The sequence below is a fragment of the Egibacter rhizosphaerae genome, from assembly GCF_004322855.1.
Lineage (GTDB): Bacteria > Actinomycetota > Nitriliruptoria > Euzebyales > Egibacteraceae > Egibacter > Egibacter rhizosphaerae.
The window spans coordinates 3,614,436-3,630,480 of sequence record NZ_CP036402.1; the positions used below are offsets into that span (position 1 = coordinate 3,614,436).

General features: G+C 64.8%; 8 protein-coding genes, 1 pseudogene and 1 riboswitch. Of the genes and pseudogenes, 6 read left to right on the forward strand and 3 right to left on the reverse strand.

From position 1 onward, the window contains the following. Window positions 1-23 precede the first annotated feature (23 nt). Entirely contained in the window at window positions 24-470 is a 447-nt protein-coding gene (locus ER308_RS16590; RefSeq protein ID WP_131156023.1) for a hypothetical protein, read from the reverse strand. A 60-nt stretch (window positions 471-530) separates the two neighbouring features. Further along, window positions 531-649: riboswitch (SAM riboswitch) on the reverse strand. Between the two features lie 175 nt (window positions 650-824). Here ER308_RS16590 and ER308_RS16595 point away from each other — a divergent pair. The 3 genes from ER308_RS16595 (at window position 825) to ER308_RS16605 (ending at window position 7,602) form a co-directional block, all read left to right on the forward strand. After that, window positions 825-2,840, forward strand: coding sequence for a type I restriction-modification system subunit M (locus ER308_RS16595; RefSeq protein WP_205745678.1), 2,016 nt, complete (start codon window positions 825-827; stop codon window positions 2,838-2,840). A gap of 89 nt (window positions 2,841-2,929) precedes the next feature. Continuing rightward, a complete protein-coding gene (locus ER308_RS16600) occupies window positions 2,930-4,096 on the forward strand; it encodes a restriction endonuclease subunit S domain-containing protein (RefSeq protein WP_205745679.1) in 1,167 nt (388 codons plus the stop codon). Then, the gene (locus ER308_RS16605) at window positions 4,093-7,602 is read left to right on the forward strand and encodes an RNA-binding domain-containing protein (RefSeq protein WP_131156025.1); all 3,510 of its coding nucleotides are present in this window, start codon (window positions 4,093-4,095) and stop codon (window positions 7,600-7,602) included. The genes ER308_RS16600 and ER308_RS16605 overlap by 4 nt, the downstream gene beginning before the upstream one ends. A gap of 23 nt (window positions 7,603-7,625) precedes the next feature. Here ER308_RS16605 and ER308_RS16610 read toward each other — a convergent pair. Further along, window positions 7,626-7,820 (reverse strand): annotated as a pseudogene (locus ER308_RS16610) (restriction endonuclease); the annotation flags it as partial. A 251-nt stretch (window positions 7,821-8,071) separates the two neighbouring features. Here ER308_RS16610 and ER308_RS16615 point away from each other — a divergent pair. Further along, window positions 8,072-10,030, forward strand: a complete 1,959-nt coding sequence (locus ER308_RS16615) for an AAA family ATPase (protein WP_131156027.1) — start codon at window positions 8,072-8,074, stop codon at window positions 10,028-10,030. A 644-nt stretch (window positions 10,031-10,674) separates the two neighbouring features. Further along, window positions 10,675-11,514 (forward strand): tyrosine-type recombinase/integrase, encoded by an 840-nt coding sequence (locus ER308_RS16620; RefSeq protein WP_205745680.1) that lies wholly within the window; start codon window positions 10,675-10,677, stop codon window positions 11,512-11,514. 372 nt (window positions 11,515-11,886) lie between these two features. On the opposite strand, the gene ER308_RS16625 is transcribed toward ER308_RS16620, so the two are convergent. Beyond that, entirely contained in the window at window positions 11,887-14,166 is a 2,280-nt protein-coding gene (locus ER308_RS16625; RefSeq protein WP_165492185.1) for a cell wall-binding repeat-containing protein, read from the reverse strand. 467 nt (window positions 14,167-14,633) lie between these two features. Here ER308_RS16625 and ER308_RS16630 point away from each other — a divergent pair, with 467 nt between their 5' ends. Then, a complete protein-coding gene (locus ER308_RS16630; protein ID WP_131156030.1) occupies window positions 14,634-15,710 on the forward strand; it encodes a hypothetical protein in 1,077 nt (358 codons plus the stop codon). Window positions 15,711-16,045 lie beyond the last annotated feature (335 nt).

The window sequence follows — 16,045 nt, forward strand, 5'->3', positions numbered from 1 at the left end:
TGGCGGGTGAGCTAGGGGCAGGGCTAGGGGTGGACTGGCCCAGGGGGTCGCCGCGTGGCGATGTCCGGACGACAGGCGCAGGGCCGGATCGGCGAGTCGCACCCGGTGCCAGCGATCGCGCGCCACTGGTCAAGCGCGTGCCAGTCCACCGCCGTGGCCCGCAGGTCCTCGCCGACATCCGCGCGCAGGGGACCGCGCACCGACACGAGCGCCTTGCCGTAGCCCAGCAAGCTCCAGCGCCGCGTGTGCTCGGCGGGCAGCCGGCCGGTCAGCGCGAGCCGCTCGCGAAGCCGAAGAGGGATGCAGTCCGACAGGCAGGCCAGTCCAAAGCGGTCATACGGGTTGACACCGACGACCAACAAGTCCACCCCGACCTCGAAGACCCACACCGCTCGCCACGACTCGCGGTCCTCGATAGCCCGCTTGGCCTGGATCCAGTGCACGTGATTGCCCGGTGAGAAGTACCCCACGCCGGGACCTCCTCGGGCTCTGGAGACCCCGCGCCCGCTACCCAACGGCAGCGAGGGGTGATCTCGCCCTTGCCCCGCACCGAATGGTGCGAAGCCCGCTCTTCCCCTGGGGCACCCGAACGCGAGTTTGGGGTTGCCGGGGCGGCCAGCCAGGTACCGATGACCGCCCTCTCTTGAGCTGACGCCAGTGTACGCCACCCAGGACCGTCAGGTGGACCCGCGACGGAGCCTTCTGGGGCACCGCGCTTTGCCCGGAGGGCCTGCCTCTTCACATGTCACGGACCTTTGCGAGGATGGGGCGTGAACGTTCCGGGGGCGGGGGGCGGCCCTCGCATCACGCATAGGGGCGGAGAGTTGGCAGACAGCGAGACCATCAACAACCACGCAGCGTTCATCTGGTCGGTCGCCGACCTGCTGCGCGGCGACTACAAGCAGTCCGAGTACGGGCGGGTGATCCTGCCGATGGTGGTGTTGCGCCGTCTGGACTGCGTCCTGGAACCCACAAAGCAACAAGTCCTTGCACGCGCCGAACAACTGTCGGGGAAGGTCGAGAACACCGAGCCGCTACTGCGCCAGGCCGCCGGGGAGCGGTTCTTCAACACCTCAAAGCTCACCCTGCCCAAGCTCCTCGACGACCCGACCAACATCGCCGATCAGCTCCATGCCTACCTGCTGGGGTTCTCCCCGGCCGCCAAGGATGTGCTGGAGAAGTTCGACCTGCCCGGCCACATCGACCGGCTCGACCGCGCCGATCTGCTGTACCTGGTGGTGTCACGGTTCTGCGACATCGACTTGCACCCGGAGCGGGTGTCGAACCTGGAGATGGGCTATCTGTACGAGGAGCTGATCCGCCGGTTCTCCGAGCTGTCCAACGAAACCGCCGGGGAGCACTTCACTCCCCGCGAGGTCATCCGGCTGATGGTCAACCTGCTCTTCAGCGAGGACGACGCTGCCCTGTCCCGCCCCGGCGTCGTGTCCACCCTCTTCGACCCCGCCTGCGGAACCGGGGGGATGCTGTCGGTCGCCGAGGACCACCTGCGCCACCTCAACCCCGAGGCGCACCTGGAAGCCTACGGACAAGAACTGAACGCCGAGACCTACGCGATCTGCCGCTCGGACATGATGCTCAAAGGCCAAGACGCCTCCCGCATCCAGCTCGGCAACAGCTTCTCCGACGACGCCTTCGGTGGCCTGGCCTTCGATTACATGCTCGCCAACCCCCCGTTCGGGGTCGAGTGGAAGAAGGTCGAAAAGCCCATCAAGGACGAGGCGGAGTCGAAGGGGTTCGCGGGCCGGTTCGGGGCGGGGCTGCCGCGCATCAACGACGGCAGCTTCCTGTTCTTGCAGCACATGATCTCCAAGATGAAACCCCCCGAGCAGGGCGGCTCCCGGTTAGCGATCGTGTTCAACGGCTCCCCGCTGTTCACGGGCAGCGCAGGCTCCGGCGAGTCGGAGATCCGCCGCTGGATCATCGAAAGCGACTGGCTCGAAGCCGTCATCGCCCTGCCCGACCAGCTCTTCTACAACACCGGGATCTCCACCTACTTCTGGGTGGTCACCAACCGCAAACGCCCCGAACGGCGCGGCAAGGTCCAGCTCATCGACGCCCGCGACTACTGGACCAAGATGCGCAAGTCTCTCGGCGAGAAGCGCAAGGAACTCTCCCCCGACCACATCGCCGACATCACCCGCATCTACGGCGACTTCGAAGAAGGCGAGCACTCCAAGATCCTGCCCAACGAAGCGCTCGGGTTCCTGCGCATCACCGTCGAACGACCCCTCAGGCTGCGCTGGGAGGTCACCGAGCACACGCTGGCCGCCCTGCGGGCCGCCAAGCCGCTCGCCAAGCTCGACCCCAACATCCTCGACGACCTCGCAGGCGCGCTCGCCAACCACACCGGCCTGACCTCCACCGACCGCGCCGACCTCGAACCCGCCGTCACCCCGGTGATCTCCGCCGCCGGGCTCACCAAGCCGCAGACCAAAGCGGTGTGGGACGCCCTCGCCGTCCGCGACCCCCACGCACCGGTCATCACCAACCGCAAAGGCGACCCCGAACCCGACCCCGAACTCCGCGACCAAGAGAACGTCGCCCTCCCCCAGCGGCCGGTCCGCTACGAAGCCGACCCCACCGCCCGACTGGACACCATCGAGCACCGCACCGCCATCGACAACCACCTCGAAACAGAGATCCGCCCCTACGTCCCCGACGCCTGGATCGACCACACCAAAACCAAAATCGGTTACGAGATCCCCCTCACCCGCCACTTCTATAAATACCAGCCACCCCGGCCCCTCGACGAGATCGACACCGAGATCAGACAACTCGAAGCCGAGATCCAGCAACTCCTCAACGAGGTCACGGAGTGAACTGGCACCCCGGCCCCCTCAAGTACTGGCTGGAACTAAATGACTCCGGAACTTGGGGAGAGGACCCAGTCGGGACCGACGATACGGCCGTGGTCCGATCCACAGACATCAACCTTGATGGTTCCTGGAACATCGATGATGTCGCGCGGCGTTCACTTCACCCAGGCGAAAAGATCGCCAAGCGACTAAGTAGAGGGGACCTCGTCGTTGTGAAGTCCAGCGGGTCGGCGGATCACCTCGGAAAGACGGCCATCGTTGGGTCCGATGTGGAGGCTTTGGAAGCCTGTTTTTCCAACTTTGTTCAGAGACTGCGACCCTGTGGGCAGGCGGACCCACGGTACGTATGGTACCTATTAAACTCCAAGAAAGCCGCGTCAGAACTGCAATTGTTGGGTACCACCGCCACCGGTCTGCGCAACCTCAATGGCGGGATCATTGGGTCGGTCACTTTTCCCGGTCCACGGCTTGCCGAGCAGCGGGCGATCGCGGACTTCCTCGACGCCGAGACCGCTCGTATCGACGCTCTAATCGCGTCCAAGGAGAGACTAGCCAGTGCACTAGCGGCTCGAAGTCAAGCCATCACGGACCGGTCAATGGTTCCTCGTCAGTTGGGTGGCGTGGCGGACGACGGACGGGACGAGTGGCCCGTTATCAAGTTGAAGCATATAGCCACCTACTACACGGATGGGGATTGGATCGAAACTCCATACATCACGGATGATGGAATCCGTCTTATTCAAACGGGCAACATTGGACCAGGAAGATTCAAAGATCAAGGGTTTCGCTTCATCAGTGAGCCGACGTTCCAAGAGCTCCGGTGCACCGAGGTGTTCCCTGGCGATGTCCTTATCTCCCGCCTGGCGGGCACTCTAGGCCAAGCTTGTGTTGCTCCCGATCTCGGCACGCGGATGATTACCGCCGTGGATGTAGTGATCTTGCGCCCCACTTCATGGGTGGATCCGGAGTTCTTGGTTATGTATTTGTCCACCTCAAGACACCTGGGTGTGGCTGAACTTAATGCGAGAGGCACGACCATGCTGCGGCTATCACGCTCACAGGTGGGTGATATGCACGCACCGCTCCCACCGGTCGACATCCAACGTCAAGCGGTCTGGCGCGTTCACCGATCTCTAGATGCTGTCAACCGTGTGTTGGACAAGCTATCAAGCCAGTTGGGTCTTCTCCGTGAACGCCGGCAGGCGCTGATCACCTCGGCAGTATCGGGGGAGTTGGAGGGTTCGGGGGTGGCGGCGTGAGTGGGGTGGATGAGAGCGCATTTGAGGGGTTCATCTGCGGCCGGCTCGGCACGCACGGGGGCTATGGGGCGGTCAAGGACGGGCAGGACTTCGACGCCGGGCTGGGGTTGGACTTCGTGGATTTGTTCGGGTTCGTGGAGGAGACCCAGGCTGAGCGGTGGGTGGAGTTGGTGAAGCGATACGGGGGCGAGGCGGGGGTGGCGCGGGATCGGTTCTCAGCCCGTTTGGGGGCCGAACTGGACAAGCGGGGTGTGGTGGATGTGCTGCGCGGGGGGCTGGTGGATCAGGGGGTGACGTTCCGACTGGCGTTCTTCCGCCCCGCGCATGGGCTGACGTCGGACCTGGTGGCCAGGTATGAGGCGAACCGCGTGACGGTGACCCGCCAGCTCGGCTATGAGCCTGGGTCGAGCAAGTCGGTGGACCTGGGCCTGTTGGTCAACGGGATCCCGGTCGCCACGGCGGAGTTGAAGAACCCGCTGACCGGGCAGGGGGTGGACGAAGCGATCGCTCAGTACCGCAAGCGAGATGCGAAGAACCTAACGTTGGCTCGGGCGGTGGTGCACTTCGCGGTGGACCCCCAGCGGGTGGCGATGACCACACGCCTGGCAGGGCCACGGACTCGGTTTCTGCCGTTCAACCGGGGTCACGGGCGGGGGGCGGGCAACCCGGCGAACCCGGAGGGGCATGCGTCGTCATATCTGTGGGAGCGGGTGTGGCAGCGCGACGCCTGGTTGGATCTACTCTCCCGGTTCGTGCACGTCGAGAAGCCCGGCAAGGGGTCGCGCAGACCGGCTTCGGTGATCTTTCCCCGGTTTCATCAGTGGGAGGCGGTGCGGGTCTTGGAGGACGCCGCTGCCGAGGAAGGGGCCGGGCACAACTATCTGGTGCAGCACTCCGCCGGATCCGGGAAGTCGAACACGATCGCGTGGCTGGCGCATCGCCTGTCGACCTTGCACGCCGGGGACGCGAAGGTGTTCGACAAGGTGGTGGTGATCACCGACCGGGTGGTACTCGACCGCCAGCTTCAGGAGACGATCTATCAGTTCGAGCACGCCCACGGGGTAGTCGAGCGGATCGAGCAGTCCTCCGCCCAGCTCGCGGAGGCGTTGGCCGGTGAGCGGGCGCGGATCGTGGTGACGACATTACAGAAGTTCCCGTTCGTGCTCACCCACGTCGAGGGGCTGCCCGACCGGCGGTATGCAGTGCTGGTGGACGAGGCGCACTCCTCCCAGACCGGGGAGGCCGCCAAGGAACTCCGCCGGGTGCTCGGCGCAGCCACCCCCACCGCCAGCTCAACCGACGGGGACGGTGAGGATGCGGAACTGGCTCCGGGGGATGTGGAGGAGGCGCTGGCCGACGCGGTCGCCGCCAGAGGGCGACAGTCGAATATGAGCTTCTTCGCGTTCACCGCCACGCCGAAGGGCAAGACCCTGGAGCTGTTCGGCCGCTACGACCCCTCGACGGGGCGGCATGAGCCGTTTCATCTGTACTCGATGCGCCAGGCGATCGAGGAGGGGTTCATCCACGACGTGCTGGCCAACTTCACCACCTACCAGACGTTTTGGCGGTTGGAGAAGGCCATCGGCGAGGACCCGGCGTATGAGACCGCCAAGGCCCGCAAGGCCATCGCCCGGTTCGTGACCTTGCATGAGCACAACCTCTCCCAGAAGGCCGCGATCGTCGTCGACCACTTCCAAGAGCATGTCGCGCACAAGGTGGCCGGGCAGGCCAAGGCGATGGTGGTGTGCTCCTCGCGCGCGCACGCGGTGCGGTTCTTCTGGGCTCTGCGCGCCCATGTCGACGAGCACGGCCATGATCTCGGGGTGCTGGTCGCGTTCTCAGGGGCGGTGACCCCCAACGGCGGCGAGCCGGTCACCGAAGCTCAGTGCAACGGCTTCGGGGAGTCGGAGACCGCCGCGCGGTTCGACACCGACGACTACCAGATCATGGTCGTGGCGGAGAAGTTCCAGACCGGCTTCGATCAACCCAAGCTGTACGCGATGTACGTGGACAAGCCACTAACCGGGCTAGCGGCGGTGCAGACCCTCTCACGGCTCAACCGCACCCACCCCGACAAGGACGGCACGTTCGTACTCGACTTCGTCAACGACGCCGACGACATCGCCGAGGCGTTCGAGCCCTACTACGGCGAGACCGTCGCCCCGCCCAGCGACCCCAACCTGCTGTACGACACCCGCCATCAACTCGACGAGTTCGGGGTGCTGCGCACCGACGAGGCCACCGCCGTCGCGGGGTTCCTGCTCGCGCCAGAGGACAACCACGACCGCGTGCATGCCGCCCTGACCCCGGCGATCGACCGGTTCTGGGACCTCGAAGAGAGCGAGCAGGAGCGGTTCCGCGACGCGCTCGGCCGGTTCGTGCGCACCTACGCCTTCCTGTCCCAGATCGTCTCGTTCACCGACACCACCCTGGAGCGCGACTACCTCTACACCAAAGCCCTGGGCCAGTTCATCAAAGCCGCGCCCGGCGAATCGGTCGACCTCGGCGACGAAGTCGAGCTGACCCACCTACGTCACGAGCAACGCTTCACCGGGTCGGTCGCCCTCGACGTTGACACTGGCGAGGTCTCCACCATCTACTCAGGGCAAGGACGCACCACCGAGCCCGACCCGGAGCCGCTGTCGGAGATCATCCACCGGCTCAACGCCCAATACGGCACCGACTGGTCCGAGCAAGACCGGCTCGTATTCGACGCCGCCCTCGAAGACCTCGTCGCCGATGCCGACTTCCAGGTCACCGCCGTCAACAACACCCCAGAGAACTTCTCGGTCGTGTTCCCCGACCTGTACCAGAACAAGCTGCTCGGGCGGCTCGACCGCAACGAGAAAGTCGTCTTCGGCTACCTCGACGACCCCGACCTGCAAGCCGAGATCCACAAAGTCTATGCCACCCTCGCTCAAGCCCGCGCCAAAGTCGCCTACCAAGAACACTGCCCCATCGCCGAGCTGCTCGGCTCAGACCAAGAGTCCGCCCACCTCGAATACAAGGCGACCCTGCGCACCCACGCCGACACCGGCGAAGTCTTCAAACCCCTAGAGACCGCCACCCTGAAAACCATCGCCGCGTTCGCCAACAGCCGCCACGGCGGCACCCTGCTCATCGGCGTCGCCGACGACGGCACCGTCACCGGCCTCGACCCCGACTACGCCAGTCTCGCCAAGCCCGGCAAGGACCCCCGCGACCTGTTCCGGTTGCACCTGACCAACATCCTCGTCCAAGCGATGGGCGAGACCGTCGCAGCGCAGACCTCCACCCAGATCCACACCATCAACGGCCACGACCTCGCCCGCGTCCACGTGCACCCCGCAACCTTCCCCGTCGACGCCACCGTGACCATCGACAAGCAGGGCCAACACGAGAAAAAGACCGCCTTCTACATCCGCATCGGCAACGCCACCCGCGAAATCACCGCCGCCGAAGAGCGCCAACGCTACATCGCCACTCGCTGGGGCAACGGAAGCCACGACAGTGACGGCGACAGTTGATTGGTCCGAGGCACGTGAGGAAACTATTGCGCCTGGAAAAAGGCTTCGTCGACCCGCTTGAGCGAATAGGCGTCTTGGGTCTCAGCTCCGACGCTGTGCTCGACCATGAGCCTTCCGAGTTCGTTGCCGTCGATGAGTACCACTCTGGCCGATACCTGGTCGGCGTACTGCTGAGCGCCCTGACCGAAACGGCTCGTAGTGATGAACACGCTCGATCGTCCTGCCCCACCTGCAGAACAGCGATGAACCGTTGCATGTCCGAGCGAGCCACCGTAGGCACGTCTCCTCGCAGCGCAACCTGCCGGACGAGTGGTTCACGGAGACGGTCCTTATGGGGGCAACGGCTGACATGGGTATGTGAAGCGGCGTCACGCCGCCTCACCTACATCCTGTCGCGCGTTCTCGACTCTATGACCTCCGGTTGCTTCGCCCGCCAGACAGGCGGCCGAACGAACGTAGGGGGAATCTGATGCGGCTAGTCTCAGTGTCAGTAGAAGGTTACCGACGGATCGCTGAGCGGTCCACGGTTCGCCTTTCCGAGAAGCTCATCGCCATCGTCGGTTCGAACGAGGCCGGCAAGAGTTCCTTCCTGGATGCTCTCGCGGAGTTGAACCATGAGGATCCAATCGCGCGACGGGACCGAACCCGAGGGAAGCACCTCGCCGCCCGAATCGCCGCAACCTTCGAAGTAGAGAAATCAGACCACGACCAAATGTATGGCATCGACGGTGCGCAGGCTATTAAACGATGCACCATCGAGAAGAGGGGTGAAGGGACTCTGGTCGTAGAACTGGATCCCTCGCCGGCTCACGATCTCATGCCCCGCCGACGGGTTGCCGAGCGTTGGGAGCACGCGGAGGAGTTCTTGCCGATCAAGGGCAACGACAAACAACAGAGATCTCAGCAGCGATTGCGGGCGCAAGTTCGCGAGCGACTCGCGAGCGAAGACGAATTCCTCGGAGATGAAGGTATCGAACAGCTGAGGAGCGTCGCCTCACTTGTGAAGGAGTACATCGACGAGGAGAGCGACGGCGAGGAAGAGGCGGATGAACGAGGGTCTACGCCATGGCTGCGTGAAACCGTCCAGCTTCTCAGCGACCTAGCTGACTTCGAAGCTCGATGCCCTCCCGAAAGGGCTCGTCGTTGGCTTCACTCGGTGCGACCACGCTTCGCTCAGTTCGATGATGAGGCACGTGATCTCCGCAAGGCTTACGACTTGACGTCCGAGCCTAGCCAAAAGAAGGCTCTCGCGAGCCTGGCCCATTTGTGCGAGCTGCCCTTGGAAGAAGTGTACGCTGCAGCGTCGGAGGACGACGTCCCGAGGGTCCGGGTCCTCGTCCAGGCAGCCAATCGGATCTTGAAGGAGACGTTCTCCAAGGCGTGGGTTCGCGAGGAGGTAGTCCCCGAACTCGATGTGCAGGGCACCACCCTCCATCTCATGGTTAGGTCACCCGACGGTGATGGCCTCTCGTGGATCGATGAGCGCAGCGACGGGCTGAGATGGTTCATCGCACTTCTGGCGTTCCTCAACGCTGAACAGACTGATCAGCGACCCGTGCTGCTGATCGATGAGGCAGAGAGCCACCTCAGCTACGACGCCCAAGCAAGCCTCATCGATGTCCTGGAAACCCAGGACCTTGCCAGCACCGTCATCTATACGACCCACTCGGCAGGGTGCCTACCATCAGACCTCGGTACCGGCATCCGCCCCGTCATGCCGCAGTACGGCGAGCGCAGCAAGGTCATCAACTCCTTTTGGACCCAGGGGGTTGGATTCTCTCCGATACTCCTCGCAATGGGCCTCGCGCCACTCGCGTTCACCACTGGGCGTAACCAGCTGATCGGGGAGGGGCCGAGCGAGTGTTTGCTGCTGCCAACCTTGCTGCGAGAGGCGGTAGGGGCGAGCAACTTGCAGTTTCAGGTAGCACCTGGAGCCTCGAACGTACCGATGGACGAGCTTGCTGAGCTGGTAACGGAGGCAGGGAAGGTGGCGTTCCTACTGGACGGGGATGATGCTGGTGTCAAGCGAGCGTCCAGACTTCGAAATGTCGAGTTTATGCCCGACGAAGCTGTGATAACCTACGCTGACTTCGGTGGCGAGGGTCTCGTGCTTGAGGATCTGATCGAAGCCCACGTTTTCGCGAACGCGGTAAGTCGTGAGGCTCGACGCTGGCAGGGGGCGGAGGTCGAGTTCACTACCGCTGATATTGCCGCGAAGGGCCGTCTCGCCTCTGTGACGAGCTGGTGCGACGCGAACGGACTGCAACCCGTGTCGAAGGCGACCCTTTGTCAAGCGGTCGTGGAGTTGGCCGCCGAAGGCCAAGGCGTCGTCGACCACGCACATCGGGAGCTTCTCGCTCGCGTGCATGCCTGGGCGACTGACCAGCTGCCGCTCCCACGCTTCGTGGGGAGCACTTCCACTTCATAGATCGGCCTGGATACCGACGCTCTTCCGGTGGCGACGTCATCAGCCTCAGGATGGGCGGCAGAGTCACTGGGCAGGAGCCGGGCTCGATGGGCCGGACCCCTGGAAGCGGTGGCCCCCCGGACACCCAGCTCCTTGCGGACGACCTGCCCCTCCCGTCCGCAGATCAATGGGCGGCGCTCCTTCCCTTGCGCCTCGCTCATATCAATCCTCTCCGTCCCACACATGGACAATTCCCTGTCCATCGCAAGATCCGAATCTTCGCGTGTGCAACCTGGCCCCCACCTCTAGGTCAAGCTTTCTTAACGGTGGGGGTCGAAGCATGACGACTTGCTGGGCAATAAAGCTCCCGTCGCGGCGGCCATACGTAACGACCCGATGATCATTAAGGATGACACGGTTTTCACCGTCTCGGTTCGCGTGGGCTCCAGGTCCGGCTGGCTCCGAATGGAAGCCAGAGCCTCTTCCGGGCAGGATTGAAAGCCAAGCCAGCATCCATCTCTGCTAGCGCATAATGACTGTTATGCGCTATACTTGGAACCATGGACAGTAGCCTCGGGATACCTTCGCACGGCACCATTGAGGTTCTTGGTGATGGCCTTCCCGAGCGGACCGGGGTCACCGCGCAAGACGTTGCCATCGCGTGGTTGCTCGGCTACGCCAACGAACGAACCCGCAATGCCTATCAGGCTGACCTCCGCGACTGGTCGGCATGGTGCCGCACGCACGAAGTTGATCCTCTGGGTGGAGCGACGCGCGCGCATGTGAACATCTACTCGCGATGGCTTGAGGGCCAGGGCCGCAGCCGCGCCACCATTGCCCGCCGGTTGGCGACTTTGTCCTCGTACTACCGCTACTGCGTGATTGAGGGCCACCTTGAGCGCAACCCCGTCGAGCACGTCCGACGCCCCAAGATCGATGACGCGAGCCACACCAAGGGCCTTGACACGCGAGACGCGATCGCGCTGCTCGACGCCGCCGAAGACGCCAGCGCACGCGACCACGCGCTGGCGTGCCTGCTGCTATTGAACGGGCTGCGTGTTGGCGAAGCCTGCGGGCTGGACATCCAGGACGTCGGCGAGCAGCGAGGCCACCGCACCATCACGATCAGGCGCAAGGGCGGCAAACGCGTGACCCGCGCGCTGGCTCCTCGCGCGGCCGGGGCCGTGCACGAGACCGTCGGGGACCGGGAAGCCGGGCCGGTGTTGTGTGACCTGGACGGGGCGCGTCTGGACCGTCACGACGCCACCCGCGTGGTGCGCAGGCTGGCTCGCGAGGTTCTGCCTCGGGCTCGGGCAGATCGGATCACTCCGCACAGCCTGCGGCACAGCGCCGCAACCATCGCCCTGGACGCCGGGGTGCCGCTGCACCGGGTGCAAGATCTGCTTGGGCACGCCGACCCGCGCACCACGCGACGGTACGACCGCGCCCGCGACAGCCTCGACTCCGACGCTACCTACGCCCTCGCGGGGCACCTCGCCCGCTGAACGGCGCGTATTGATCGTGCTGACGGCGGGCCGCACGGACACGCTTGCACTCTCCCGGATCGCCCTGGGTCGGAGTACAGTGCGTGTACGAGTGGCGGGGCGACCCATGGGGCTCGGGGCGGTTTGATTGAGGCGCGCAAACCACTGGCAGCAGGAGCATTCGAAGATCGAAGTGTCGCTGGTGCCAGTTGCACGTCGGGAGGTTCTCCCTGCGGCTACCCGCGTACCCTCGGGATTCGCGCGCGCACCGCGCTGGCTCCCTCACCCAGGCAACCTCGCCGAGGGCGTTCCCGACGAGTAGCACCAATCATCTCGTTCAGTACGTAGTTCCTGCGGGTGCCTTCGACCCGCTTCTTTGCTTGACAATCACCCTTAGGATGCGTCCTGATTGATGTCGTGGAGGCCCCCTTGGAAGTTGGCGTCCTCCAGTGTCATCTCCGGTTCGCCGATGACAGGGTCAACTTGGCTTGCCGTGCCCTCTAGGGCACATGAGATGACCATCCCGTTGTTCTGGCCTACGAGCGCGCCAACGATGTCGCCGTCGCCAGCGACGCCCCCCTTAGCGGTCGAGCCTTCGAGGCGTCCCTCAAAGTTGTAGCCCACGAGACCGCCAATCCGGGCCCCCGTCCCGGTCACGCCTCCTTCGGCTGTGCCATCGATGACCACGGCCCCGCTGACGATTCCAGCGGCGTTGTTGAGACCAACGAGGCCACCGACGTCGTTCAGGCCGGTGACGTCGCCCGTCGCTACAGCGGTGTCGATCGAACCGCCCTCGTTGTGCCCGACGAGTCCGCCCACTTGGGCTTCTTCTCCGGTGACGTGGCCTTGTGCGGTGGACTCTGCGATCTCTCCCAAGTTGGATCCGACGAGGCCGCCGATCGTCGAATCCCCGCTGACCTCTCCGTGGGCTGACGAGTGGCTCACGAGTCCGGAGTCGGGACCGGGAAAGTGGATGCCGATGAGCCCGCCCACCTGGCTGCCCCCGGTGGCCGCGCCTTGCGCTTCGGAGCCCGTGACGTACCCGGAGTTGTAGCCGACGAGGCCGCCGACACTCAAGTCCCCTCTCACTTCCGTAGCGGTTGTGGATTCGTCGATGGTCGCATGGTGGAAGTTTTGGCCCGTGAGCCCACCCACTCTCGAGTTCCCGCTCACCGTCCCGTCCGTGACCGAGTGGCTGATCGACCCGCCGTTCTTGCCCACGAGGCCACCGACCCAGTTCATGCCTGCCACGTTGACGTTGGTGAGGTGAACGTCTGCGATGGCTGCGTCGATACCGGTTTCGCTGAACAGCCCGACACCGTCGTCGCCAGAACGGTCGATTGTCAGACCATCGATCGCATACCCCTGGCCATCCAAGCTGCCGGTGAAGGGGTCGTCGTCGAACGTGCCGATCGGGTCCCACCCCGCGTCTTCGGCGTAGACCCCGGCACCGAGGTCAATGTCGTTGACCAGGACGTAGCTGCCGTCCAGGTCGTCACGTATCCCGTCCAGGTCCTCCGGCGTGCTGATGTGCACAGGACTCGGGTCTGGCTCGGGGTCCGGGTCTGGATCGGGGTTCGGGTCTGGCTCGGGGTCCGGGTCTGGCTCGGGGTCCGGGTCTGGCTCGGGGTCCGGGTCTGGCTCGGGGTCCGGGTCTGGCTCGGGGTCCGGGTCTGGATCGGGCTCACTCTCGGTGGAAGCAGCCGTATACAGTTGAGCGGCCACCGTGTCACTGATGGCGGCTTGCCCGCCCAGGACATAGACGTCGCTGACGCGTTCCGCGTGTTCCACCAAGAACGCCTCGGTGTAGCCGCTGACCTGCTGACCTGGGGTAAGCAGAAGGATCCCGCCCAGGCGTGCGGCTACAGCAGTGCCCGACAGCGCGTCAGGGAAAGCGCCGCCGGTGGCCATAACGACAGGCACCGTCCCGTCTTGCCGGTCAAGTGCCTCGGAGGCCGCATAGGCAGAAGTCTGATAACGGTCGGTTCCTGCTAGCCGCTCCGGCTGGGCGCCGATGCCTGCAACCTCAACATCGATGGTGTCATCGAGTACTGCCGAGCCTCCCATGACGTACACCTGCGACACCGCAAGGGGACCCTCTAACGTGTCCAAGGTTGCCTGGGGTGCTCCAGTACTTCTCGCGAGCAAGACAGGTAGACGGTCGGGGCTGGCCGCCAGGGTCCCCGCTGAGACTGCGTCGGGAAAGTCGGTGCCCACCGCCACCGTTGCCGCGTTCGCGGGCGCGGCCACTTCCGTCGCGACCTCGACAGCGGTCGCGTATCGGTCTCTCCCCGAAAGCCGGGTTGCCCCTACACCCATCGCATCGAGGTCGTCGGCCACGTGATCACCGATCACCGCATCCCCACCGACGATCCACACAGTTTCAGCGCCCAGCCGGTCTATCTCGTCGGTGACCCTGCCGTCCAGCTCGTCCCCCGGAGTGAGCAGAAGGGGGGCGTCAAGGTGCGCTGTGAGCGCCCCCGCCGCAAGGGCATCGGGAAAGTCGGTGGAGACCGCGAGGACCACGTGCTCGCTGGTCTCCCATAGCTGGCTGGTGGCCACGGCGGTAGCAATCCGATCAGGCCCGTGTAAACGCTCAGGCCCTTCGTCTCCGATGGCCGTGCCCGATAACGTGATAAGACCCACTGTGATCACGGCGATGATGAGACCCATCCCCAAGAGCGCGGGTGCTACCCCTCGATACGTCATAGATCCCCCGCTGCCAGGCGCATCCGCCCCTGCACCAAAGGCGCGAGGTTCGCATTTGCGCAGACCTTCCCGCCTATCGATCAGCAGAGCGCCATGCTGGGCCCACCGCCCCAAGCGAACGCCCCCGATCCCCAGCACTGTACTACCCGCCGAGCCCCTTGCGTGGGTGATGCCGTTGTCCGCCGGACGGTAGGACCACTGCCGTTGCCTACGCCGACGGCGATCCCTAGGGCTACCTCGTGTCCCAGCCAGATCGGCGCGGGGCCACTACACTCTGCTTACGAGTGGTGGGGCGACCCATGGGGGCTCGGGGCGGCTCGATCGAGGCGGGTTCCGTTTAGGCGGGAGCATTCGAGATCGAGGCGTCACTGGTACTGAGCGCACGCTGAGGGGTTCTCTCTGCGGCAGCTCTGTCGAGATTGGAACCCGAAGTGCGGTACGCGTCCTGGCTGCTGCTCCTGGCTGGCTCCGTGTTGTTGCTCGTGGGCTGTGCAGCCGATGATCCTGTCGCCTCGGCGGCCGAGGGCATGTGCGAGGCCATCGATGCCGAGCCGTCCGACGAGCTGGCGTTCGAGGAGTACGAGCGGTCGATGGCGCGCGAACGCCGTGGAGGTCTTGACGAGGACGAGCTGCGCGACGCGGTCGAGGACCGGTGTGCCCGCGCGGTGTTTGCCATCACCGAGGCCGCAGAACTGGCTGAGGCGAAGGCCGACGAGTCGGACGCCCGTGACGAACCCGAAGAAGGCGACGAGGAGCCCGACGACGAACCGGTCGATCTGCGAGAGATCGCCTGGGCCGAGCAGCAGTGGCGCACCGACTGCGCCGAGTCGGGCAACGTGACCACAGTGAGCCTCACCCCCGTACCGGAGGAAGAGGGCCGCTACTGGCACAACCCTGACCCTGACAACGGGCCCGGCGCGGGCATGACCTACACCGTCGAGGTGGACAGTGTCGTCTACGGCGATGTCACCGGCGACGGGATCGACGACGCGGTGTTCGCCAGCCAGTGCTTCCTCGGCAACGACTTCGACTTCCGCATCGAGGTGTGGAGCCACGACGAACAGGGCGAACCCGCACTGCTGGCTCCAGTTCTCACCTACACCAAGTGGGACGGAGTGGTCGAGGACTTCGACGCCGAGGACGATCGCCTGCGCATCCACACCTCGGAACCCGCGCCCGACGAACAGCAGCCGCATCTGAACGGCTACGCGGTCGAGGTCGTGACCGACTGGCACTTCGACGGCACCGCCTGGGTCGCCGAGGAGGTCTCACGAACCGACACGACCCCCGAGCCCGAGCCAGCACCCGAGCCTGCTCCGGACACGACCCTGACTGCCTGCGAGCAGCTTGGCTTTCCCGAAAGCGACGACGAAGAGTGGTGCGCCCAAACGATCCGGGACATGGAAGAGTGCCAGCGCGAGATCGACAGCGACCCGAACTGGGTGCCGTATGATGGAGCGCTCTACGAGAACCTCGTGACCGGCGAGATCACCACCTGCGACATCTAGCGGGCCGAAACCAAGCAACAGGACTCACCGTCCCGACAAGCGCCTGCCCCGGACTGACCGGCCGTCGTTCGCGACGGGGCTATTGCCAGTTCCCTACGTCGGGAAGCGGTCTTGGGCGGGCGTGAGACCAAGCCAGGGCTCTCCGTGGGCTGCGGGAGAAGCTGCTCACGCACATGAAGCCATCCCAGGATGTACTGCTCAGCAACAACTGCTTTCCAGGAGTCTTAGGACCGCAAGAGGCGAGACGATCGGGGTTCCAGACCCTCATTCGCTTGCGATAGTTACTCGCAAAGGGGCGGAACAATGTTGAGCGGGGGCGGAACCCTGGGGTGGCA

Bases quoted from the DNA above. Each gene is read 5' to 3' on its own strand.
- ER308_RS16615 (WP_131156027.1), top strand. From the start codon at position 8,072: ATGCGGCTAGTCTCAGTGTCAGTAGAAGGTTACCGACGGATCGCTGAG.
- ER308_RS16625 (WP_165492185.1), bottom strand. From the start codon at position 14,166: ATGGGTCTCATCATCGCCGTGATCACAGTGGGTCTTATCACGTTATCG.